Origin of the sequence: Pseudomonas sp. LAIL14HWK12:I10 (genome assembly GCF_900184205.1) — a bacterium.
GTDB lineage: Bacteria > Pseudomonadota > Gammaproteobacteria > Pseudomonadales > Pseudomonadaceae > Aquipseudomonas > Aquipseudomonas kermanshahensis.
In genome coordinates this window covers 73910-95161 of record NZ_FXWU01000003.1, presented here as the reverse complement: position 1 = coordinate 95161, position 21252 = coordinate 73910, and the positions used below count along the sequence as shown (strand labels likewise).

Below are 21252 nucleotides of genomic sequence, written 5' to 3'. Positions count from 1 at the left end.
TCCTTTTTTTGTGATTATCGGTTTCAGGGGTAGCCGCAGGTCACTTCGGGCTTGTCGAAGCCCAGGCTGTCCATTTCGTTGAAAGGGTGCAGGAAGCCCTCCTGGGGCGAAGTGCTGACCAGCGCGCGTGGCTGAACCAGCGGGATGGGTTGGCGCAGCTCGCCGTTCCAAGGGCGGTAGCTGAGCTTGCGGCCCTTGAAACCATCCAGCGGCAGCTGGTCGCTGAGCAGCAGTTGCTGCAGGGCGCGTGGCTCGGCCTGGCGCAGTTTGCTGACGGCGCTGGCGATGCTGCGCACGGCCATCCAGGCAGCGAAGTCGCGGTCGTTCATCCAGCGTCCGGCCTGGGCTTCGAAGCGTTTTTGCAACTGCGCCGCGCCGAAGGTTTCTACCGTCTTGTGCCAACCGGTGGGGGTCAGGCCCTGGGTGCCGGCCACGGGGCGGGGATACCAGGTCTGGTAGGGCAGGTATTCGCCGAAGTCACCGCGTTCGTCGGCCACCAGCACTACGTCGTACTCGGCGGTTTGGGTGAACAGTGGCATGTCGGCTTGGGCGCTGCGGCGCTGGTCGTTGTCGAAGCGCCAGGTTTTTTCCGCCACCAGCTGCACGCCGAAGCGCTTCACCGCCCGGCGCAGGGCCGCGGCGTAGGCCTGGTCGTCTTCGGTCTGGCCGACCACGAGCAACGCCCGTTGCCATTTGCGCAGTACCAGAAACTGCGCCAGGGCATCGGCCAGCATGGCGCGGCTGGGCAGGCTATGCAGCACATTGCCCAGGCACTGGCTGCTGCGCAGGCTGTCGTCGGGGCTGCCGGCGTTGAACAGCAGGCTGTCGGGCAGGGCGGCAGACAGCGCGCGCAGGCTGGCGGCCGGCGCGTTCACCACAAACAGCCGCAGGCCCTGGTCATGCTGGGCCTTGGCGGCTTGCAGCAGGGCCTCGGGGCTGTCTACGTGGGTGCTGGCAAGGGTGAACGCCTGCTTGAGAAAACGCCCCGTACTGTTGCTGTCGACAATCGCCAGCTCGGCGCCCTGCAGCCCCGCGTCGGCGGGCTCGGGGATGATGTTGGACAGCAGCGGGCCGGGGTCGGGGCGATAGCCCAGGTAGCCGATGCGCACCTGCAATTGCTGCTCTGGCGGGGCGGCCGATGCGAAGGCCGAACACAGCGCCGTGGCCAGGGCCAGCAGGCAGGTCAGGGCAAGAGGGGCAGGCTGGCGCATAAACGTACTCCACGGCAGATGGCGCCAGCATAGGAAGCCGGCCGGGAGGGGGAAATATGCAGAAAGTAGCGCTCGGCCAGTACCAAGGTAGTAAATCACCGCTAAGGCCTCGGTTTTACGATGGGTCGCAGCCCTGGCCGCGTTCACCCGGAGGAAACTGCCCAATGCGCCTCATCAACCTGTCGGCCCAGTGGCGGATCAACCTGTGGGTCACGTTCTTTTTCGCCTTGGTCACCTTGGCCTGTGGCGGGTTGCTGCTGCACCAGGCGGTGGCCGATGTCGAGCGCGAATTGCAGTCTGCCGAAGCTGTGGTGGCGTACCTCGCCGACACGGCCGAACGCAACCCGGCGAGCCTGCAACCGCGGCTGACCCAGAGCCTGCGCCACGTGCGGGTGCACTGGCTGGCGGCGGGCGAAACTGCGCAGATGCCGCGGGAGGCCGGCCTGGATGCCTGGCTGGGGCGCCAGCTGTTCGGTGATCGCCGCCACAGCACCCGCTTGCTGGACTTGAGCGAGGGGCGCCGGGTATTGATCGCCGTGGATGCGCGGGATGAAATCGACGAAGTCCGGGATTCCCTGCAGCAGTTGCTGGGCTTGTGTGGCCTGGCCTTGCTCGTGAGCCTGTTGTCCATCCGCTGGGCGGTGCGGCGCGGCATGGGCCTGCTGGATGAACTGCTGCGTGCGTTGCGCCAGGTCTCGGGTGGGCAGTTGACCACTCGCCTGCGCGAATCCGGCCTGCCGGAGGCACGCCAGTTGGCGGCGCACTTCAACCGCATGACCGCGACCTTGGAGCAGACCCGGGCTGACAATGCCCAGCTCACCCAAACCCTGTTGGCGGTACAGGAACAGGAGCGCACCCACCTGGCGCAGGCCCTGCACGATGACCTCGGGCAGTACCTGGCGGGTATCCGCGCCCAGGTCTGTCTGCTGCGAATGGTGGCAGGCCAGCCGACGGTGGTGGAGCAGACCGCGCAAGCCCTGGAGCTTAATTGCGAACGCCTGCAGCAAGGCTTTCGTGCCTTGGTACACGACTTGTATCCGCTGGCGTTGCAACACGTGCCACTGGCCGAAGCCTTTGGTGTGCTGGTGAGTCAATGGCAGGCCAGCCAGGGCATCGATTGCCGTTTGCGGGTCGGTGAGCGCCTGCCGGTGCTGCCTGGCCCCAGCAGAACGCATTTGTATCGCCTGCTGCAGGAGGCGTTGACCAACGTTGCCCGGCATGCCGGCGCCAGCCAGGTGCGGGTGCGCCTGCAACGCAGCGCCAAGGGCTTGCGCCTGCTGGTGCGTGATAACGGCTGCGGCGCGAGCCAGCCACAGCGGCCCGGCGTAGGCCTGCATTCGATGGCCGAGCGCGCGCGCAGCCTGGGCGGCGAATTACGCATCCTGAGTCGCCCGGGTGCCGGCTGGGCGTTGGCCCTGAACATTCCCATGGAGGCCTGATGAATATCGTATTGGTGGATGACCACGCCGTGGTGCGCCAGGGTTATGCCAGCCTGTTGCGGGCGGTGCTGCCGGCGATGGAAGTGCGCGAGGCTGCCAGCGGCGAAGAGGCGCTGGTGCGGGTTCAGGAGCAAGTGCCGAACCTGGTGATCATGGACTTCGGCCTGCCCGGCATCAGCGGCCTGGAGACCACCCGCCGGCTGCGTCAGCGCCTGCCGCAACTGCGGGTGCTGTTTTTCAGCATGCATGATGAGCTGCCCCTGGTGCGCCAGGCCCTGGAGGCGGGGGCTTCGGGCTACCTGACCAAGAATTCGGCGCCCCAGGTGTTGATCGAGGCGGTGCACCGGGTGTTGGCCGGGCATGCCTATATCGAGCAGCCTTTAGCCACACAACTGGCCTGCACACCGCAACAGAACGCCAGCGACCCGCGCTTGCAGCGCATGACCCAGCGCGAGTTGGAGATTTTCGTGATGCTGGCCAAGGGCACCCCGGTGCGGGTGATTGCCGAACAGCTGTGCATCAGTGCCAAGACCGTTTCCAATCACCTGACCTTGCTCAAGAGCAAGTTGCAGGTGAGTTCCCATGCTGAGCTGGTGCACCTGGGGATCGATCTGGGGGTGGTGCGGGTGGCGGGGTGAGGTTTTGTGGTGGTTGACAGGGCCTCAGACGAACACATGACTCATAGATTTAGCAGGGACCCTGTGGGAGCGGGCTTGCCCGCGAACACCGGCGAAGCCGGTGCCAGGCACCGAGTCGCCTTCTTCGCGGGCAAGCCCGCTCCCACAGGTGACCGAGTCGCTGCAGACTGGCTGCGCTCACTTGTCCCAGGTTTCAGGGCATCCCTTGCACCCTTCCATGTTGGTCTCCTGAAAATTCCCATAATGCTGCCGCGCGCCGCGCAGATCGGCTTGCGCCAGGTTGCTCTGGCCAAACTTGGCTTCCTGCAGGTTAGCATCGCCAAGGTTGGCCCCTTGCAGGTCGGTTTTGCTCAGCCAGGCCATCTCCAGGTCCGCCGCCCGCAGGTTGGCCTGGTGCATGTTCGCCCCGGAAAGCCTGGCGAACTGCAGGTACGCCGCACTGAGGTCGGCCTTTTCGAACTGCGCACCCTGGGCAAACAGCCCCCAGCCTTGAATGGCAATCAACGTGCTATGGCTCAGGTCTGCCAACCGCAGGTTGCTCTGCTGCAGGCTGGCGCGGGTCAGGTTGGCGCCCTGCAAGCGGGCGTTTTCCAGGTTGGCCAGGTCCAGGCGGGCATGGCGCAGGTCGGCATCGCGCAGGTCAGCGCCGGCCAGGTTCATCTTGCGCAAGTCCTGGTTGGCCAGGTTGGCGCCACGCAAATTGGCGCCCGGGCACTGGCTGCCTTCGGCGATCACGCAGCCGTTGACGGTCAAGGGCGCATCGTTGCCGTCGTCGTCCGCACTCACGGCCAGGGCAGGGGCAAGGACCAACAGCAGGGCAAAGGGCAGGTAATTCATGTTCGAAGACTCTCGGTGAAAGGAGGGCAGGTGCGGGGAGGGCGCTGGGCGCTCCCCGCAGGCGATCACCGCTGCGCGGTCTTGTTGTCCCAGCTTGGGATCTTGAACACCCAGAACGAGCCGCCCTGGGCCACCGGCTTGGTCAGTTCGGCCATGTCGCCGCCCCACAGCGGCACCGCGCCGCCATAGCCCACGGTAACGCCGATATACTGCTCGCCGTCCTGTTCCCAGGTGATGGGTGGCGAGACGATGCCGCTGCCGGTCTGGAACTTCCACAGCTCCTTGCCCGTCTTGGCGTCGAAGGCCTTGAAGAAGCCGTCGCCAGTGCCGGTGAACACCAGGTTGCCCTTGGTCGCCAGTACGCCGGCCCACAGTGGCAGGTGCTCTTTGTGCTCCCAGACCAGCTTGCCGGTGGCCGGGTCCATGGCGCGCAAGGTGCCGACGTGGTCGTCATACATACGCTTGATCCGGAAGCCCATGCCCAGGTAGGCCGAGCCCTTCTTGTAGTTCACTTCTTCGGTCCAGTACTCCTCCTTCCACTGGTTGCCGGGGATGTAGAACAGGCCGGTGTCCTGGCTGTAGGCCATGGGGTTCCAGTTCTTGCCCCCCAAGAATGGCGGCGAAACTTCCACCGGCTTGCCCTTGGTTTCACCCGGCAGCGGCTTGGCTGGCCGCTGGCCGGGGTTTTCCACCGGGCGGCCGGTCTTGAGGTCGATATGGCTGGCCCAGGTGATGTTGTCGACGAAGGGGAAGGCGTTCTGCAATTTGCCGTTGTTGCGGTCCACCACGTAGAAGAAGCCGTTGCGGTCGGCGTGGCCGGTGGCCTTGACCACCTTGCCGTCCTTGTCTTTGTAATCGAACAGCACCAGCTCGTTGTTGCCGGAGAAGTCCCAGGCATCGTTCGGCGTGTGTTGGTAGAACCACTTCACTTCGCCGGTGCTTGGGTCGACGCCGACCTGGCCCGAGGTGTAGAGGCTGTCGTAGTCGTGGGGGTTGCCGTCCTTGGACGTGCGCGCCCAGGTGTTCCAAGGGCCAGGGTTGCCAGCACCGACGATGATGGTGTTGCTCTCGGGGTCGAAGCTGGCGCTCTGCCAGGGTGCGCCGCCGCCGTGGCTCCAGGCCTCGACCTTGCCGGTCTCGGTGGTCGGGTCGTCTGGCCAGGACGGCGCCTTGACGTCGCCGGTCGGGGTGCTGTCCTTGCCGTTCAGGCGGCCCATGTGGCCTTCGACGAAGGGCCGCATCCACACTTCTTCGCCGGTGTCCGGGTCGCGGGCGAACAACTGGCCGACCACGCCGAACTCATCGCCAGAGCTGCCGTGGATCAGCAACACCTTGCCGCTGGTCTTGTCTTTGATCAGCACCGGGGCGCCGGTCATGGTGTAGCCGGCGCTGTGGTCGCCGAACTTCTTGTTCCACACCACCTTGCCGGTGCGCTTGTCGAGGGCGATGAGGCGGGCGTCGAGGGTGCCGAAGTAGATCTTGTCGCCGAAGATGGCCGCCCCGCGGTTGACCACGTCGCAGCACGGGCGAATGTTGTCTGGCAGGCGGTGGTTGTAGGTCCACAGGCGTTTGCCGGTCTTGGCATCGAGGGCAAATACCCGCGAGTAGGAGCCGGTGACGTAGACCACGCCATCGCTGACGATGGCCTGGGATTCCTGGCCGCGCTGTTTTTCGTCGCCGAAAGAATAGGACCAGGCCGGGGTCAGCTTGAACACGTTCTGGTCGTTGACCTGGGCCAGCGGGCTCCAGCGCTGGGCATTGGTGCCCATGCCGTATTGCAGCACGTCCTGGGTAGTCAGGTGGTCGTTGGCGATGTCTTCCCAGGTCACGTTCTTGCTGGCAGGTGCGGCGGGGGCGGTGGCCGCGGTGGCCGCCGTGCAGAGGGCCAGGCTACCGGCCAGCAGCAGGGCCCGCACGCTGAGGGCCAGAGGGGAAAGGGCGGGTAGCGATCTTATTGTCATGGTTGCAGTTCCCTGTGGAGGTTTTGGCCTGCACAGGGTGGCGGCGGGACGGCGGCTGGGGATACGGAAAAAGTCCCGCCCTTGCCGGGAATAGTTCCCGGGCGGCACCTCATTTGGCCCTTCGCCACAAGCCCTACTACCAAGGGAGTAAGGCCCGGCCACCAAAGCAGCATACGGCCGCGCGCGGGCTGTTTCTAAGATGGCGGCACGGCCTCTGTGGTTGAGGCCTTGCGTGCAATCTTGAGGGCATAACAATGACAAAAAAACGCAACGTCTTGCTCGCTACAGGCCTGCTGGCCGGTGCTTTGCTGACGGGCACGGTGTGGGCTCATGGCAATGTGGTGCCCCAGGCGGTGGAAACCCAGGGCCTGACCCCGATCAAAGATGCTGGGGTAAGCCTGGACGGCGACGGCTGGGCCGCGGTCAACCCTTACCGCACCTCCCCAGAGCACGACAAAGCCGTGGAAATCGGCGCCTCGGCCTACAACCAGAACTGCGCCGCCTGCCATGGCCTGGAAGCCAAGTCTGGCGGTATCGCCCCGGATTTGCGCCTGCTCGATGTGGGCGAGGCCGGGGATGAGTGGTTCGTTGAGCGGGTGCGCCACGGCGCGGTGCGTGACGGGCGGGTGTACATGCCGAAGATGGCCGATTACCTGAGCCAGGAAGCCCTGTGGGCGGTACGCACCTACCTGGACAGCGTGCACGTCGAGGAGTGATCGCCATGCGTCTGTCGGCCGTGCTGTTGAGTGGCCTGCTGCTGTGCTGCGCGGCAGTGCAGGCTCAGGTGCGCAACTACGACGCGATCATCGCTGCCGGTGAATTGAAGGTGGCGGTGTACAAGGATTTCGCGCCCTACAGCTTCGAGGACCACGGCCAGCCGCGTGGCGTCGATGTGGAGCTGGCGCAAGCGCTGGCCACGGCCTTGGGGGTGCACCTGCAATTGATCTGGGCGCCGCCAGGGGAAAAGCTCGACGACGACCTGCGCGACTACATCTGGCGCGGCAGCCCGCTGCGCCACCAGCAGTTGGCCGACCTGATGATGCGGGTGCCCTACGACCACGCCTACGCGCAGAAGCGCAACGAGCTGGGCGAGCTGGAAAACGCCCAGGTGGTGATGTTCGGCCCCTATCAGGAGGAGCGCTGGCAGGTGGCCTATGACCGCCGCCGCCTGCCCTCGGTGGCCAGTGTCGCGGTGTTCCAGCAGCACCCCATCGGGGTCGAGGTGGACAGTGTGCCGTCGTTCTACCTGACCTCGGTGTTCAACGGCATGCTCAGCGCCAACACCCACCATTACCCCAGCGTGCAACAGGCGTTCGGCGCGCTACAGGCCGGCCAGGTGGACGCGGTGATGGCGATGCGCGGCGAGGTTGACTGGCAGTTGCATCAGGCCGCCGACCCGCAACTGGCCCTGGCGGAAAACGCCTACCCTAACCTGGGCAAGCAAGCATGGGACATCGGCATGGCCGTGCATGAAAGCAACCGGCAGTTGGCCTATGCGGTGGAGGAAGCCCTCGAGGCGATGATCCGCGATGGCCGGCTGAAGGCGCTGTACGCCACCTACGGCCTGCGCTACGAGGTACCGGAGATGTACCAATGAACTGGCGGGCGACCTTACTGCTGGCCTGCTGGATGCCTTGGGCAGCCCAGGCCGGTGAACCGAGCAGCAAGACCGACCCGGTGCCCTCGGTGATGTGGGATTTCTACCACAAGCAACTGCTGGGGCAGGCGCCGTTCGTTTTCGATGAGCGAGTGAAACTGCTGGCGCCGCCCTTTGCCGAGGACGCCCGGCAAGTGCCACTGGAGATCGACGCCCGCGCATTCGCGGGCGACGTGGTTCGGATTCTTGCCTGGGCCGAACTCAACCCCCTGCCGCGTATTGTCGACTTCGAGCCTGGCGAACGTGTGCTGCCGTGGCTGTCGATCCGCATCCGCATCGAACAAGCCACGCCGCTGCGCGCTGCGGTGCTGACGCGTGACGGCGTGTGGCATGTCGGTTCAACCCTGATCGATGCAGCTGGCGGCGGTTGTACCGCGCCCAGCGTGGTGCGCACCCAGCCTGGCTGGGAGGAGCATGTCGGTGAGGTGCTGGGCGGGCGCTACCCGCGCGGTGATGGCAGCCGCTTGCGCCTGCAGGTGTCCCACCCGATGGACAACGGCCTGGTCAGCGGCATCCCTGAGTTCTTCCTCGAACATGCCGAATTGCAAGGCGCGGATGGCCAGCGCCTGGCCAGCCTCGCGCTGTATCCGGCAGTCAGTGAGAACCCCAACCTGGGGTTCGATATCCAGGGCCCCGGGCTTACCCGGCTGCTGTTGCGGGACAACAGCGGTAACCAGTTCGAAGCGGCGGTGCCGTGAGCGCGTTGCTTGCCTTCACCCCCTGACCAGAGGCGCCTGTCATGCGTTGGATGCTGCTGTTGTTGCTATGCCTGGGCCTGCCGGCCTGGGCGGACCTGGACTATCGACTCACGCCCCGGCAAATCGCGGAAGGCACTTGGCTGCTGGAGGGCAGCACCGACAATTTCGCCAAGGCCAATGGCGGCAATATCGTCAATACCGCGTTCATCGTCACCGACAGCGGTGTGGTGGTGATCGACAGCGGGCCGTCCAAGCGTTACGGCGAGGCCCTGCGCCAGGCTATTGCCGCGACCACCGACAAGCCGGTGGTCGGAGTGCTGCTGACCCACCATCACCCCGACCATGTGCTGGGCAACCAAGCCTTTACCGATGTGCCCATCGGTGCCCTGGCTGGCACAGGCGACCTGTTACGCCAGCAGGGCGAGGCGATGGCCGAGAACATGTACCGCCTGGTCGGTGACTGGATGCGCGGCACCGAGGTGGTGCTGCCGACCCGGGTGCTGGAACCGGGTGTGCATGAGGTGGGTGGGCACCGGTTGCGACTGTTGGCGCTGGGCGGGCATACCGGTGCAGACCTGGCGATTCTCGATGAGAAGACTGGGGTGCTGTTTGCCGGCGATTTGGTGTTTTACGAGCGCGCCCTGACCACCCCCAACAGCCCAGGGCTGGACGTTTGGCTCAAGGACCTGGACACCTTGCAGGCCTTGCCCTGGAAGCAGCTCGTGCCGGGGCATGGGCCGGTGGCAAGCGATGCTAAGCCTTTTGCGCAGATGCGTGATTACCTGGGCTGGCTGGATGGCTTGATGCGCGAGGGGGCAGCGCGTGGGGATGACATGGTCGAGATGATCCGCAGCCCGATCCCTGAGCGGTTTGCCGGTATCAGCCTGACCCGTTATGAGTTGATTCGCAGCGTCAGTCACCTGTACCCGCGGTATGAGCGTTTGCGGTTGCAGCGTATCGACGGCAAGCCGCCTCTCTGACCCGAAGAAGCAGCCTACAGGCTGTGGGAGCGGGCTTGTCCCGCGAATGGGGCTACGCGGTGCTTGGCACCGGCTTTGCCGGTGTTCGCGGGGCAAGCCCGCTCCCACAGAGTCCCTGCTAGCTCAACAAGCTATGCGCTGTTCTATGAAAGCCCCTGTACCAAGGAAGTAGAAAACTCCACATTGCGGGCAATTGTTGGCAAGCAGGTCGGGCACAAGAATTCTCGGCACACCGGGAAAATTTCCCGGGCACAACAAAAAAACCAAAGGTAGCCGTCATGACCCGATCCCCACGTCGTCCCTTGTTCGCCGTGAGCCTGGTGCTCAGCGCCATGCTGCTGTCCGGCGCGGCACAGGCCGCTGTCAGCGATGAAGAAATCCTCCAGGACCCGAAAAACCCGCAGCAGATCGTGACCAATGGCCTGGGGGTCCAGGGCCAGCGCTACAGCCCGCTGGACCTGCTCAATGTCGGCAACGTCAAGGAACTGCGGCCAGTCTGGGCCTTTTCGTTCGGCGGTGAAAAGCAGCGCGGCCAGCAGGCCCAGCCGCTGATCAAGGACGGCGTGATGTACATGACCGGCTCCTACTCGCGGGTGTTCGCCGTCGACGCCCGTACCGGCAAAAAACTCTGGCAATACGATGCGCGCCTGCCAGATGACATCCGCCCTTGCTGTGACGTGATCAACCGCGGCGTGGCGCTGTACGGCGACCTGGTGTTCTTCGGCACCCTGGATGCCAAGCTGGTGGCCCTGAACAAAGACACCGGCAAGGTGGTCTGGAGCAAGAAGGTCGCCGACCACAAGGAAGGCTATTCCATCAGCGCTGCGCCGATGATCGTCAACGGCAAGCTGATCACCGGTGTGGCCGGGGGCGAGTTCGGCGTGGTGGGCAAGATCCAGGCGTACAACCCGGAGAACGGCGAACTGCTGTGGATGCGCCCGACCGTGGAAGGGCACATGGGCTACGTCTACAAAGACGGCAAGGCCATCGAGAACGGTATCTCGGGCGGCGAGGCGGGCAAGACCTGGCCCGGCGACCTGTGGAAGACCGGTGGCGCAGCGCCGTGGCTGGGCGGTTACTACGACCCTGAAACCAACCTGTTGCTGTTCGGCACCGGCAACCCGGCGCCGTGGAACTCCCACCTGCGCCCAGGCGACAACCTGTATTCCTCGTCGCGCCTGGCCCTGAACCCGGACGACGGCACCATCAAATGGCACTTCCAGAGCACGCCTCATGACGGCTGGGATTTCGACGGCGTCAACGAACTGATCTCGTTCAACTACAAGGACGGCGGCAAGGAGGTCAAGGCCGCCGCAACCGCGGACCGCAACGGCTTCTTCTACGTGCTGGACCGCACCAATGGCAAATTCATCCGCGGCTTCCCCTTCGTCGACAAGATCACCTGGGCAACCGGCCTGGACAAGAATGGCCGCCCGATCTACAACGAGGCCAGCCGGCCAGGGGCACCGGGCACTGAGGCCAAGGGCAGTTCCGTGTTCGTCGCACCGGCATTCCTCGGCGCCAAGAACTGGATGCCCATGGCCTACAACAGGGACACCGGGCTGTTCTACGTACCGTCCAACGAATGGGGCATGGACATCTGGAACGAAGGGATCGCCTACAAGAAGGGCGCGGCGTTCCTCGGGGCCGGTTTCACCATCAAACCGCTCAACGAAGACTACATCGGCGTGCTGCGCGCCATCGACCCGGTCAGCGGCAAGGAAGTGTGGCGCCACAAGAACTTCGCGCCATTGTGGGGCGGGGTGCTGACCACCAAAGGCAACCTGGTGTTCACCGGCACGCCGGAAGGTTTCCTGCAGGCGTTCAACGCCAAGACCGGCGAGAAAGTCTGGGAGTTCCAGACGGGCTCCGGCGTACTTGGCTCGCCCGTGACCTGGGAAATGGACGGCGAGCAGTACGTCTCGGTGCTGTCTGGCTGGGGGGGCGCGGTGCCGCTGTGGGGCGGCGAAGTGGCCAAGCGGGTGAAGGACTTCAACCAGGGCGGCATGCTCTGGACCTTCAAGTTGCCTAAACAGCTGCAGCAAGCGGCCAGTGCCGAGGCGCCAGCACCCAGCGCCAAGCCGCAAAGCTGACACCGGGCCGCTTGCGGCCCTACTACCAAATGACGAGAGCTCCGCTGCCAACGATGCATACGTCTGGCACGCGGGGCTTTTTACCATCGGTCCATCGCCTGTCGTTGGACAGGCATCGACCCGCAGAGGCTCAGCATGATCTACGCACAACCCGGAACCCCAGGCGCCATCGTGTCGTTCAAACCCCGCTACGGCAATTTCATCGGCGGCGAGTTCGTACCGCCGTCCGGTGGCGAGTACTTCACCAACAGCTCGCCGGTCAATGGCCAGCCGATTGCCGAATTCCCACGCTCCACCGCCGCGGACATTGACCACGCCCTGGACGCCGCGCATGCCGCTGCCGACGCCTGGGGCAAAACCTCGGTGCAGGACCGCGCCCTGGTGCTGCTGAAGATCGCCGACCGCATCGAGCAAAACCTGGAAGTGCTGGCCGTCAGCGAAAGCTGGGACAACGGCAAGGCTGTGCGCGAAACCCTCAATGCCGACGTGCCGCTGGCGGCGGACCACTTCCGTTACTTTGCCGGCTGCATCCGTGCCCAGGAAGGTGGGGCGGCAGAGATCAACGCGCTGACCACGGCCTACCATTTCCACGAACCCCTGGGTGTGGTCGGGCAGATCATCCCGTGGAACTTCCCGCTGCTGATGGCCGCCTGGAAGCTCGCCCCGGCCCTGGCCGCCGGTAACTGCGTGGTGCTCAAACCCGCTGAACAGACCCCGTTGTCGATCACGATTTTCGCCGAGCTGATCGCCGACCTGCTGCCAGCCGGTGTGTTGAACATTGTCCAGGGCTTTGGCCGCGAAGCCGGTGAGGCCCTGGCCACCAGCAAGCGCATCGCCAAGATCGCCTTTACCGGCTCCACCCCGGTGGGCTCGCACATCATGAAATGCGCGGCCGAGAACATCATCCCGTCTACCGTCGAACTGGGCGGCAAATCGCCGAACATCTTCTTCGAAGACATCATGCAGGCCGAGCCTGCGTTCATCGAAAAGGCCGCCGAAGGCCTGGTGCTGGCGTTCTTCAACCAGGGTGAGGTGTGCACCTGCCCGTCGCGGGCGCTGATCCAGGAATCGATCTACGAGCCGTTCATGGCCGAGGTGATGAAGAAGATCGCCAAGATCACCCGTGGCAACCCGCTGGACACTGACACCATGGTGGGTGCCCAGGCGTCCGAGCAGCAATACGACAAGATTCTCTCCTACCTGGAGATTGCCAAGGAGGAGGGCGCGCAGTTGCTCACCGGCGGCGCTGCCGAGCGGCTCGACGGTGACCTGGCCACCGGGTACTACATTCAGCCGACCCTGCTCAAGGGCCACAACAAGATGCGCGTGTTCCAGGAGGAGATCTTCGGCCCGGTGGTGGGCGTGACCACCTTCAAGGACGAAGCCGAAGCGCTGGCCATCGCCAACGATAGCGAGTTCGGCCTGGGCGCAGGCCTGTGGACCCGTGACATCAACCGCGCCTACCGCATGGGCCGGGCGATCAAGGCTGGCCGCGTGTGGACCAACTGCTACCACCTGTACCCGGCGCATGCTGCGTTTGGCGGTTACAAGAAATCCGGCGTGGGCCGCGAGACCCACAAGATGATGCTCGACCACTACCAGCAGACCAAGAACCTGCTGGTGAGCTATGACATCAATCCGCTGGGCTTCTTCTAAGGGCACACAGGCCCGGCGGTAGGGTGCCGCCAGGCCTGGATGCAACGACGCACGTGGGGAGGGCTCTGGGTGGGCGCCTCCCCGCGTGCGTCACCCGCGTGGGTAAAGGCCCGCGTCACCCCCTACCAACGCACCCCGCAAGCTCGTTCCAAAGTAGCATTCGGCCCCGCCGCCCCCCGTGCATTAATGCCTCTACCGGAATTGCCCGGCACAAGAAGAGGACCGCCCCATGTGGACTAAACCCGCCTTTACCGACCTGCGCATTGGCTTCGAAGTGACGATGTATTTCGCCAATCGTTGATGGCTCTGCGGCCATCGTAGCGATGGCCGTTCCTTCTCTGGGGATCGTTGTCCATGCACATTCGTGTTCTCGGCTCCGCCGCTGGCGGAGGTTTTCCGCAGTGGAACTGCAACTGTCGTCAATGCACCGGTGTGCGTAATGGCAGCCTGAGGGCGCAGCGGCGCACGCAGTCTTCGATCGCGGTGAGCGACGATGGCGAGCAGTGGATTCTGTGCAACGCTTCACCCGACATCCGCGCCCAGCTCGAAAGCTTCCCCGCTTTGCAACCGGCGCGCCGCCTGCGCGACACGGCAATTGGCGCGGTAGTGCTGCTGGACAGCCAGATCGACCATTGCACGGGCCTGCTCAGCCTGCGCGAAGGCTGCCCGCACACGGTGTGGTGCACCGAGCGGGTGCATGAAGACCTGAGTAGCGGTTTCCCGCTGTTTACCCTGCTCAAGCACTGGAACGGTGGCTTGCAGTGGCAATGCATCGGTCTGGACCGCGAACCGTTTCGCATCGCTGCCTGCCCAAACCTGCAATTTCGCGCGGTCCCGTTGCTGAGCAACGCGCCGCCGTATTCGCCCAACCGCGGCAACCCGCAATCGGGCGACACCATTGGCCTGCTCATCGAGGACCGGCGCAGTGGTGCCTCGGTGTTCTATGCGCCGGGCCTGGGGCAGGTCGATGCCGAAGTGGCGAGCTGGATGCGCCATGCCGACTGCCTGCTGCTGGACGGCACGCTGTGGCGCGACGACGAGATGCGGGTGTGCGAAGTCGGCCAAAGCCTGGGCAGCGAAATGGGCCACCTGGCGCAGAGTGGCCCCGGTGGCATGCTCGAGGTGCTGGAGGGCTTCAGCCGCCAGCGCAAGATCCTCATCCACATCAACAACACCAACCCGATCCTCGATGAAGACTCGGCCGAACGGGCCTTGCTGGATCGACGGAGGATTGAAGTGGCGTACGACGGCTTGTCTATCACGCTGTAGTGGCTGGCACCGCGTGCCCTGGAGAACCGCAATGACCGACACCCCCATGACACCCCCTGAATTCGAAGCGGCCTTGCGTGCCAAGGGCGCCTATTACCATATCCACCATCCCTTCCATCAGGCGATGTATGCCGGGCGTGCGACCCGTGAGCAGATTCAGGGCTGGGTTGCCAACCGCTTCTACTACCAGGTCAACATCCCGCTCAAGGACGCGGCAATCCTCGCCAACTGCCCAGACCGTGAGGTGCGCCGGCAATGGTTGCAACGGGTGCTCGACCACGATGGCGCGCCGGGCAGCGAAGGCGGTATCGAAGCCTGGTTGCGCCTGGGGGAGGCGGTCGGGCTGACGCGTGAGCGCATCCTCTCCCAGGAGATGGTCCTGCCTGGGGTGCGTTTTGCCGTGGACGCCTACGTCAATTTCGCCCGCCGCGCAGGCTGGCAGGAGGCTGCCAGCAGCTCGCTGACCGAACTGTTCGCGCCGCAGATCCATCAGTCGCGCCTGGACAGCTGGCCCCAGCACTACCCCTGGATCGATGCCGCCGGCTACGACTACTTCCGCACACGCCTGGGCCAGGCGCGGCGCGATGTCGAACATGGCCTGCGTATCACCTTGGCGTATTACGTCACGCGTGCCGGCCAGCAGCGGATGCTGGAGATTCTGCAGTTCAAGCTCGACGTGCTCTGGAGCATGCTCGATGCCATGAGCATGGCGTATGAGCTGGAGCGGCCGCCTTATCACAGCGTGACCCAGGAAAACGTCTGGCATCGGGGGATCGCCCTGTGAAACTGATCGATGGCGAACAGGTGCTGGGGTTGCGCCGCGGCTACCGCCTGCAATGGGAGCCGCGCCAGGATTGCCATGTGCTGCTGTACCCCGAGGGCATGATCAAGCTCAATGCCAGCGCCGGTTGGGTGCTGGAACTGTTGGACGGCCAGCGGTGTGTGGCGAAGATCATTGACGGCTTGGCGCAGCGCTTCCCCGATGCACAGGGGCTGGACGAGGATGTGCTGGCGTTTCTGGAGGTGGCCCGTGGCAAGCACTGGATCGAATGACACGCGCCCGGGGCCGCCGCTGTGGCTACTGGCGGAGCTGACGTACCGCTGCCCGTTGCAGTGCCCGTATTGTTCCAACCCGTTGGACTTTGCCCAACATGGCCAGGAGCTGACCACTGACGAGTGGATCCGCGTGTTCCGCGAAGCGCGGGCGATGGGCGCCGCGCAGTTGGGCTTTTCAGGCGGCGAACCGCTGGTGCGCCAGGACCTGGCGCAGCTGATCAAGGCCGCGCGGGACATGGGCTACTACACCAACCTGATTACCTCGGGTATTGGCCTGACCGAACAGAAAGTCCGCGACTTCAAGGTCGCCGGGCTCGACCATATCCAGATCAGCTTCCAGGCCGCAGATGAGGCGGTCAACAACATGCTGGCCGGCTCGCGCAAAGCGTTCGCCCAGAAGCTGGCGATGGCCAAGGCAGTCAAGGCCCAGGGTTACCCGATGGTGCTGAACTTCGTGACCCATCGGCACAATATCGACCAGATTGCCGACATCATCGAGCTGTGCCTGGCGTTGCAGGCGGACTTCGTGGAACTGGCGACCTGCCAGTTCTACGGTTGGGCCGAGCTCAACCGTGCCGGCCTGCTGCCGACCCGCGAGCAATTGCAGCGGGCCGAAGCCATTACCCAAGCGTATCGACAGCGGCTGGAGGCGGAGGGGCATCCGTGCAAGCTGATTTTCGTCACGCCGGACTACTACGAAGAACGCCCCAAGGCCTGCATGAACGGCTGGGCCAACCTGTTTCTCGATATCACCCCAGACGGCACTGCGCTGCCGTGCCACAGCGCCCGCCAGTTGCCGGTGGCCTTCCCCAACGTGCGCGAGCACAGCATCGAGCACATCTGGAGCGATTCTTTTGGCTTCAACCGCTACCGTGGCAATGACTGGATGAAGGAGCCCTGTCGCTCGTGCGATGAAAAACACCAGGACTTGGGCGGCTGCCGCTGCCAGGCGTACATGCTTACCGGCGATGCCGCCAACGCCGACCCGGTGTGCAGCAAGTCGCCGCACCACGGTGTGATCCTCAAGGCCCGAGAGCAAGCGCAGACCGCAGGGCAGGGCATGGCGCAGCTGACCCTGCGCAACGAGCAGGCGTCGCGGCTGATTTTTCGTGGCTAAGCCGGGCCCCCGCTTTGGTCTGGTTGCTTTCGCTGCGGGATGCTTTACGCTGGCGATTACCTTCCAGAACAATAAGAACAGGCTTACCAATGAGCCAGAGTTTCAGCCCGCTTCGCAAGTTCGTTTCGCCTGAAATCATCTTTGGTGCCGGCTGCCGGCACAACGTCGCCAATTACGCCAAGACCTTCGGTGCGCGCAAGGTGCTGGTGGTCAGCGACCCCGGCGTAATCGCTGCGGGCTGGGTGGCGGATGTCGAGGCCAGCCTGCAGGCCCAAGGCATCGACTACTGCCTGTACACGGCCGTGTCGCCCAACCCGCGGGTCGAAGAGGTCATGCTCGGCGCCGAGATCTACCGGGAAAACCACTGTGACGTGATCGTTGCCGTCGGCGGCGGCAGCCCGATGGATTGCGGCAAGGCGATCGGCATCGTGGTCGCCCACGGGCGCAGTATTCTCGAGTTCGAAGGGGTGGACATGATCCGCGTGCCCAGCCCGCCGCTGATCCTCATCCCCACCACGGCCGGCACCTCGGCAGACGTGTCGCAGTTCGTGATCATTTCCAACCAGCAGGAGCGCATGAAGTTCTCCATCGTCAGCAAGGCGGTGGTGCCCGACGTCTCGCTGATCGACCCGCAAACCACCCTGAGCATGGACCCATTCCTGTCTGCCTGCACTGGCATCGATGCGCTGGTGCATGCCATCGAGGCGTTTGTGTCCACCGGCCACGGGCCGTTGACCGACCCGCATGCGCTGGAAGCCATGCGCTTGATCAATGGCAATTTGGTGCAGATGATCGCCAACCCGACCGATATCGCCCTGCGCGAGAAGATCATGCTGGGCAGCATGCAGGCCGGGCTGGCGTTTTCCAATGCGATTCTGGGTGCGGTCCACGCCATGTCCCACAGCCTGGGCGGCTTCCTCGACTTGCCCCACGGCTTGTGCAACGCGGTGTTGGTGGAGCACGTGGTGGCGTTCAACTACAGCTCGGCACCCGAGCGTTTCAAGGTGATTGCCGAGGTGTTCGGCATCGACTGCCGCGGGCTTAACCACCGGCAGATCTGCGGGCGCCTGGTGGAGCACCTGATTGCCCTGAAGCACGCGATCGGCTTCCACGAAACCCTGGGCCTGCATGGGGTGCGTACGTCCGACATCCCGTTCCTGTCGCAACATGCGATGGATGACCCGTGCATCCTCACCAACCCCCGCGCGTCGAGCCAGCGTGATGTCGAGGTCGTTTATGGCGAGGCCCTCTGACGAGCAGCAGCGGGCGCTCGCCGGGCTGCTGGGGCTGGGCGACCACTCGGCACGCAAGAGCCATTACCCGGAGCTGGCAGCCCGCCTGGACGAGCTGGAGGCCGAACGCAACCGCTACAAATGGCTGTTCGAAAATGCCGTCCACGGGATTTTCCAGGCCAGCCTGCAAGAAGGCATGCGCGCCGCCAACCCCGCGCTGGCGCGCATGCTTGGCTACGACAGCCCGCAGGCGGTGCTGTTTTCCCTGACGGACCTGGCCGCCAACCTGTTTGTAGGCGGCGCCGAAGAGCTGCATGCGATCACTGCGACGCTCGCCCGCGAACACAGCCTGCACGGCTACGAAACCCGCTTGCGGCGCCGCGACGGCAGCCACCTCGATGTGCTGATGAACCTGCTGCTAAAGCCTGGCCACGAAGGGCTGGTCGAAGGCTTTGTCGCCGACATTACCGAACGTAAGCAGGCCCAGCAGCACCTGCAGCAACTCAACGACGAACTCGAACAACGGGTCGCCGCGCGGACCGATGAACTGCTCGAGGCCAACCGCAACCTGCAGCAGCAGATCACCGAGCGTAAAGCGATTGCCCGCGCCCTGCGCGATGCCCGCGACGCCGCCGAAACCGCCAACCGCAGCAAGGACAAATACCTGGCTGCTGCCAGCCATGACCTGCTGCAACCGCTCAATGCCGCCCGCCTGCTGATCTCGACCCTGCGCGAACGGCAGTTGCCGGAGGCGGAGCAGGTGCTGGTGGAGCGCACCCACCAGGCACTGGAGGGTGCCGAAGACCTGCTGACCGACCTGTTGGACATCTCCCGGCTCGATCAGGCGGCGGTCAAGCCCGACGTGGCCTTGTACCGCCTCGACGAGCTGTTTGGCCCGCTGGTCTCGGAGTTCAGTTCGGTGGCGGACGCTGAAGGGCTGAAGCTGCGGGCGCACATTGGCGACTATGCCATCAACACCGACCTGCGGCTGATGACACGGATTTTGCGCAATTTTCTCAGCAACGCCTGCCGCTACACCGACGAAGGCAAGATCTTGCTCGGGGCCAGGCGTCGCGGCAGCCACTTGCGCCTGGAGGTCTGGGACACCGGGCGGGGCATTGCCGAAGATCGGTTGGAGGCCGTTTTCCTTGAGTTCAACCAACTGGACGTCGGCCGTGCTGCCGATCGCAAAGGCGTGGGCCTGGGGTTGGCTATCGTCGAGCGGATCGCCAAGATTCTCGGTTACCGCGTCCAGGTACGGTCGTGGCCGGGGCGTGGCTCGATGTTCAGCATCGAGGTACCGATCGGCACAGAAATGCCGCTGCCTGCTCACCCGGCGATGCCGCAAGCCAGCGCCGGAAACCCGTTACCCGGCCGCCGGCTGCTGGTGTTGGACAACGAAGTGAGCATCCTCGAAAGCATGGGCGCGCTGCTTGGGCAGTGGGGCTGTGAGGTGGTGACTGCGACCGACCAGGCCGGTGCCCTGTTGGCCTTGCGGGGGCAGGCGCCGGAGTTGATCCTGGCGGATTATCACCTGGACCACGGCGTTGTGGGTTGCGAGGTGGTCAGGCATTTGCGCGAGCATTTTGCCGTCGCCATTCCTGCGGTGATCATTACCGCAGACCGCAGCGATCAGTGCCGGCGCGCCTTGCAGAAGCTTGGCGCGCCGCTGCTGAACAAGCCCGTCAAACCGGGGAAGTTGCGGGCGGTGTTGAGCCAGTTGTTGGGGTAGGGCGGTTTGGGGCCAAAGGGTCCGCTGCGCGGCGGCCCCAATAACAGCCCACTCAGTCGCCCAGGCAATCCTGCACAACCCTGACCCACAATCTGAACCCAAGCGAATTCGTTCCACTTCAGTTCGACAAGCCTGCTTTATACGTATGCGGTCCACAAACCCCACCTCCCCAAGCAGTGGGTTAACGGCTTACCGTGGCGTCTCTGGCGAGCAGTCCCACGGCAGCAGAGCTTCGTAGTCTGCTACTGACGAGGCGTGTTGAGATTGTCACGAGGGTGCCCAGTCAGGGTGAAGCTCAGGCCCGGTTGCAGGCGAACATCTTCACCTTGGACTTCGGCATTGCGTACATCATGGCGAAGCGCGGTGATGCGGTTATCGGTGAACGGCTTGCCCACGGCATCGCGTTTATAGCGGCCCGGGTAATCAAAGTATTTGTACTCCTTGGACTGATGCTCCAGGAAGGGCCCTGCAGCTCTGTGTTCCTGGCGGTAGGCTGGGTTGGTAAAGGTGTAGTCGCGCTGAACCTGGCGAGCGGTGCGCACCTGCTCGCTGTAGCGCAAGCGACGAAGGCAGGGTATGGCTTGATCGCCACCGCTGTTGGCGTGGTACAAGACGATGTTGCGGTCTACAGGCTCGTCTTCATCCTCGGTTTTGATGGCGCCATGGCTGATCAAGCCAAGGGACTGCAGGCGATCGGTGATGATCAGCTTGTGCAGCTTTTCACTGTGTGCGAAGCGGTAGACGAAGCCCTCTTCCGCAGCAATACGGGCGATGAATGCCAGGTCCGTCTCACCGGCCTGAACGCAGAATTCGCGAACCTGATGGTCCATGCTGGCGCGCAGTTCGTACTGATTGATGCCCTGGCGCTGGAGCATAAGCTCAAGAATCTGCGGGACCGTCTTTTGCTGGAAGATGCGCCAGTTCGAGCGCAGGTTGGCACGGGCCAGCTGGGGCTCGACCAGCGTGTGATAGTAGGTGCGGTAGGAGCCGCTTTCAGCCTGGCTGAAACGGCTGACGAGTCCGTGCACATACCGTACCGGGCGCTCCGCTTCCCAGATGGTGAAGAGCACGGGTTTGTCGAGCAGGTGGCCGAAGTCGATATCGTTTTCGAAGCTGATCAGTTTCAGCTCCAGCTCGAAGGGCGTGCTGATCCCTTCTCGGAGTTCGAACGACACCACTTCGAATTCAGCATTTCCAACCAGCGGCTGGAAGCTGTAACGCAAGTCAGATTGGCTAGGCATAAGCAATCCTTGTCCGCCGTCTGAGGTGACACAAAGTCCGGGCAGGATCACCCACCCGGAGCATGTGTAGATCTCAGGCGGCTGGTGCGCGCCAATCATCAGAGCCACCAGTACCGGCTACAGTGTGCTCCCAGACGATCTTCCGATAGGTCAGCGCAACCTCGACCAGCTGCGTGTAGTTTTCGTTCACCTTGTTTTGATAGTGAACAGCACAGGCTTGTCGAGCAATTGGTCGAAGTCGTGCTGGAAACTGATTAGTTTCAAGTCCAGCGCAAAGGGCTGGCTGATCCCTTCCGTGAGCGTGAACGACACGACTTCGAATTCAGCATCGCCCACGAGGGCCTGAAAGCTGTAACGCAGATCGGATTGGCTAGGCATGAGCATTCCTTGTCCGCCGTCTGGGAGATCGAAAAGCCTGGACAGGAGCGGGGTGCC

General features: G+C 64.0%; 18 protein-coding genes and 3 pseudogenes. 15 read left to right on the top strand and 6 right to left on the bottom strand.

Annotated elements, in window-relative coordinates; genetic code table 11:
• Positions 1–23: 23 nt before the first annotated feature.
• On the bottom strand, positions 24–1211 hold the full coding sequence (locus tag QOS90_RS07535) for a lanthanide ABC transporter ABC transporter substrate-binding protein PedA1 (protein WP_085273804.1): 1188 nt from the start codon (positions 1209–1211) through the stop codon (positions 24–26).
• A 164-nt stretch (positions 1212–1375) separates the two neighbouring features.
• Between QOS90_RS07535 and QOS90_RS07530 the strand changes: the two genes are divergently transcribed.
• Positions 1376–2650, top strand: a complete 1275-nt coding sequence (locus QOS90_RS07530) for a sensor histidine kinase (protein WP_085273803.1) — start codon at positions 1376–1378, stop codon at positions 2648–2650.
• Positions 2650–3288, top strand: a complete 639-nt coding sequence (locus tag QOS90_RS07525; protein ID WP_027596441.1) for a response regulator — start codon at positions 2650–2652, stop codon at positions 3286–3288. The genes QOS90_RS07530 and QOS90_RS07525 overlap by 1 nt, the downstream gene beginning before the upstream one ends.
• A 177-nt stretch (positions 3289–3465) precedes the next feature.
• Here QOS90_RS07525 and QOS90_RS07520 read toward each other — a convergent pair whose 3' ends face one another.
• Both QOS90_RS07520 and exaA read right to left on the bottom strand, forming a co-directional pair.
• Positions 3466–4125, bottom strand: coding sequence for a pentapeptide repeat-containing protein (locus QOS90_RS07520; protein ID WP_085273802.1), 660 nt, complete (start codon positions 4123–4125; stop codon positions 3466–3468).
• Between the two features lie 65 nt (positions 4126–4190).
• Complete coding sequence (exaA, locus tag QOS90_RS07515; protein ID WP_033694345.1) at positions 4191–6086, bottom strand: quinoprotein ethanol dehydrogenase; 1896 nt, start codon at positions 6084–6086, stop codon at positions 4191–4193.
• Between the two features lie 254 nt (positions 6087–6340).
• Here exaA and pedF point away from each other — a divergent pair, with 254 nt between their 5' ends.
• The 13 genes from pedF to QOS90_RS07450 all read left to right on the top strand — a co-directional run bounded on the left by pedF (position 6341) and on the right by QOS90_RS07450 (position 19576).
• Positions 6341–6802 (top strand): cytochrome c-550 PedF, encoded by a 462-nt coding sequence (gene pedF / locus QOS90_RS07510; protein ID WP_027596444.1) that lies wholly within the window; start codon positions 6341–6343, stop codon positions 6800–6802.
• 5 nt (positions 6803–6807) lie between these two features.
• Positions 6808–7683, top strand: a complete 876-nt coding sequence (locus QOS90_RS07505; protein WP_027596445.1) for a substrate-binding periplasmic protein — start codon at positions 6808–6810, stop codon at positions 7681–7683.
• The gene (locus tag QOS90_RS07500; protein ID WP_027596446.1) at positions 7680–8441 is read left to right on the top strand and encodes a quinoprotein dehydrogenase-associated SoxYZ-like carrier; all 762 of its coding nucleotides are present in this window, start codon (positions 7680–7682) and stop codon (positions 8439–8441) included. Before QOS90_RS07505 ends, QOS90_RS07500 begins: the two co-directional genes overlap by 4 nt.
• A gap of 41 nt (positions 8442–8482) precedes the next feature.
• Positions 8483–9421 (top strand): quinoprotein relay system zinc metallohydrolase 1, encoded by a 939-nt coding sequence (locus QOS90_RS07495; RefSeq protein ID WP_027596447.1) that lies wholly within the window; start codon positions 8483–8485, stop codon positions 9419–9421.
• A 278-nt stretch (positions 9422–9699) separates the two neighbouring features.
• Positions 9700–11514, top strand: coding sequence for a PQQ-dependent alcohol dehydrogenase PedH (gene pedH, locus QOS90_RS07490; RefSeq protein WP_027596448.1), 1815 nt, complete (start codon positions 9700–9702; stop codon positions 11512–11514).
• 135 nt (positions 11515–11649) lie between these two features.
• Positions 11650–13170 (top strand): acetaldehyde dehydrogenase ExaC, encoded by a 1521-nt coding sequence (gene exaC / locus QOS90_RS07485; protein ID WP_085273801.1) that lies wholly within the window; start codon positions 11650–11652, stop codon positions 13168–13170.
• 229 nt (positions 13171–13399) lie between these two features.
• Entirely contained in the window at positions 13400–13471 is a 72-nt protein-coding gene (pqqA, locus tag QOS90_RS07480; protein ID WP_003253598.1) for a pyrroloquinoline quinone precursor peptide PqqA, read from the top strand.
• Positions 13472–13524: 53 nt separating this feature from the next.
• Positions 13525–14439, top strand: coding sequence for a pyrroloquinoline quinone biosynthesis protein PqqB (gene pqqB, locus QOS90_RS07475; protein WP_085273800.1), 915 nt, complete (start codon positions 13525–13527; stop codon positions 14437–14439).
• Positions 14440–14470: 31 nt separating this feature from the next.
• Positions 14471–15223 (top strand): pyrroloquinoline-quinone synthase PqqC, encoded by a 753-nt coding sequence (gene pqqC / locus QOS90_RS07470; RefSeq protein ID WP_027596451.1) that lies wholly within the window; start codon positions 14471–14473, stop codon positions 15221–15223.
• Positions 15220–15492: a pyrroloquinoline quinone biosynthesis peptide chaperone PqqD gene (pqqD, locus tag QOS90_RS07465; RefSeq protein WP_085273799.1), complete on the top strand. Its 273-nt coding sequence runs from the start codon at positions 15220–15222 to the stop codon at positions 15490–15492. Before pqqC ends, pqqD begins: the two co-directional genes overlap by 4 nt.
• Positions 15470–16612: a pyrroloquinoline quinone biosynthesis protein PqqE gene (pqqE, locus tag QOS90_RS07460; protein WP_085273798.1), complete on the top strand. Its 1143-nt coding sequence runs from the start codon at positions 15470–15472 to the stop codon at positions 16610–16612. The genes pqqD and pqqE overlap by 23 nt, the downstream gene beginning before the upstream one ends.
• Positions 16613–16701: 89 nt before the next feature.
• The gene (gene ercA, locus QOS90_RS07455; RefSeq protein WP_027596454.1) at positions 16702–17865 is read left to right on the top strand and encodes an alcohol dehydrogenase-like regulatory protein ErcA; all 1164 of its coding nucleotides are present in this window, start codon (positions 16702–16704) and stop codon (positions 17863–17865) included.
• Positions 17849–19576 carry a PAS domain-containing hybrid sensor histidine kinase/response regulator gene (locus QOS90_RS07450; RefSeq protein ID WP_027596455.1) on the top strand — a complete coding sequence of 576 codons (1728 nt, stop codon included), beginning with the start codon at positions 17849–17851 and terminating at the stop codon, positions 19574–19576. Before ercA ends, QOS90_RS07450 begins: the two co-directional genes overlap by 17 nt.
• Before the next feature lie 257 nt (positions 19577–19833).
• On the opposite strand, the pseudogene QOS90_RS07445 reads toward QOS90_RS07450, so the two are convergent.
• The 3 pseudogenes from QOS90_RS07445 to QOS90_RS07435 all read right to left on the bottom strand — a co-directional run.
• Positions 19834–20817, bottom strand: a pseudogene (locus tag QOS90_RS07445) (type VI secretion system Vgr family protein); the annotation flags it as partial.
• Positions 20818–20890: 73 nt separating this feature from the next.
• Positions 20891–20998: pseudogene (locus QOS90_RS07440) on the bottom strand (type VI secretion system tube protein Hcp); the annotation flags it as partial.
• A gap of 17 nt (positions 20999–21015) precedes the next feature.
• Positions 21016–21195: pseudogene (locus QOS90_RS07435) on the bottom strand (hypothetical protein); the annotation flags it as partial.
• Between the last annotated feature and the right edge of the window lie 57 nt (positions 21196–21252).

Coding starts and splice junctions, on each gene's coding strand:
- QOS90_RS07535 (WP_085273804.1), bottom strand. CDS start 1,211: ATGCGCCAGCCTGCCCCTCTTGCCCTGACCTGCCTGCTGGCCCTGGCC.
- pqqC (WP_027596451.1), top strand. CDS start 14,471: ATGACCGACACCCCCATGACACCCCCTGAATTCGAAGCGGCCTTGCGT.
- pqqB (WP_085273800.1), top strand. CDS start 13,525: ATGCACATTCGTGTTCTCGGCTCCGCCGCTGGCGGAGGTTTTCCGCAG.
- QOS90_RS07530 (WP_085273803.1), top strand. CDS start 1,376: ATGCGCCTCATCAACCTGTCGGCCCAGTGGCGGATCAACCTGTGGGTC.
- pedH (WP_027596448.1), top strand. CDS start 9,700: ATGACCCGATCCCCACGTCGTCCCTTGTTCGCCGTGAGCCTGGTGCTC.
- exaA (WP_033694345.1), bottom strand. CDS start 6,086: ATGACAATAAGATCGCTACCCGCCCTTTCCCCTCTGGCCCTCAGCGTG.
- QOS90_RS07520 (WP_085273802.1), bottom strand. CDS start 4,125: ATGAATTACCTGCCCTTTGCCCTGCTGTTGGTCCTTGCCCCTGCCCTG.
- ercA (WP_027596454.1), top strand. CDS start 16,702: ATGAGCCAGAGTTTCAGCCCGCTTCGCAAGTTCGTTTCGCCTGAAATC.
- QOS90_RS07525 (WP_027596441.1), top strand. CDS start 2,650: ATGAATATCGTATTGGTGGATGACCACGCCGTGGTGCGCCAGGGTTAT.
- QOS90_RS07500 (WP_027596446.1), top strand. CDS start 7,680: ATGAACTGGCGGGCGACCTTACTGCTGGCCTGCTGGATGCCTTGGGCA.
- QOS90_RS07495 (WP_027596447.1), top strand. CDS start 8,483: ATGCGTTGGATGCTGCTGTTGTTGCTATGCCTGGGCCTGCCGGCCTGG.
- QOS90_RS07505 (WP_027596445.1), top strand. CDS start 6,808: ATGCGTCTGTCGGCCGTGCTGTTGAGTGGCCTGCTGCTGTGCTGCGCG.
- QOS90_RS07450 (WP_027596455.1), top strand. CDS start 17,849: ATGGCGAGGCCCTCTGACGAGCAGCAGCGGGCGCTCGCCGGGCTGCTG.
- pedF (WP_027596444.1), top strand. CDS start 6,341: ATGACAAAAAAACGCAACGTCTTGCTCGCTACAGGCCTGCTGGCCGGT.
- exaC (WP_085273801.1), top strand. CDS start 11,650: ATGATCTACGCACAACCCGGAACCCCAGGCGCCATCGTGTCGTTCAAA.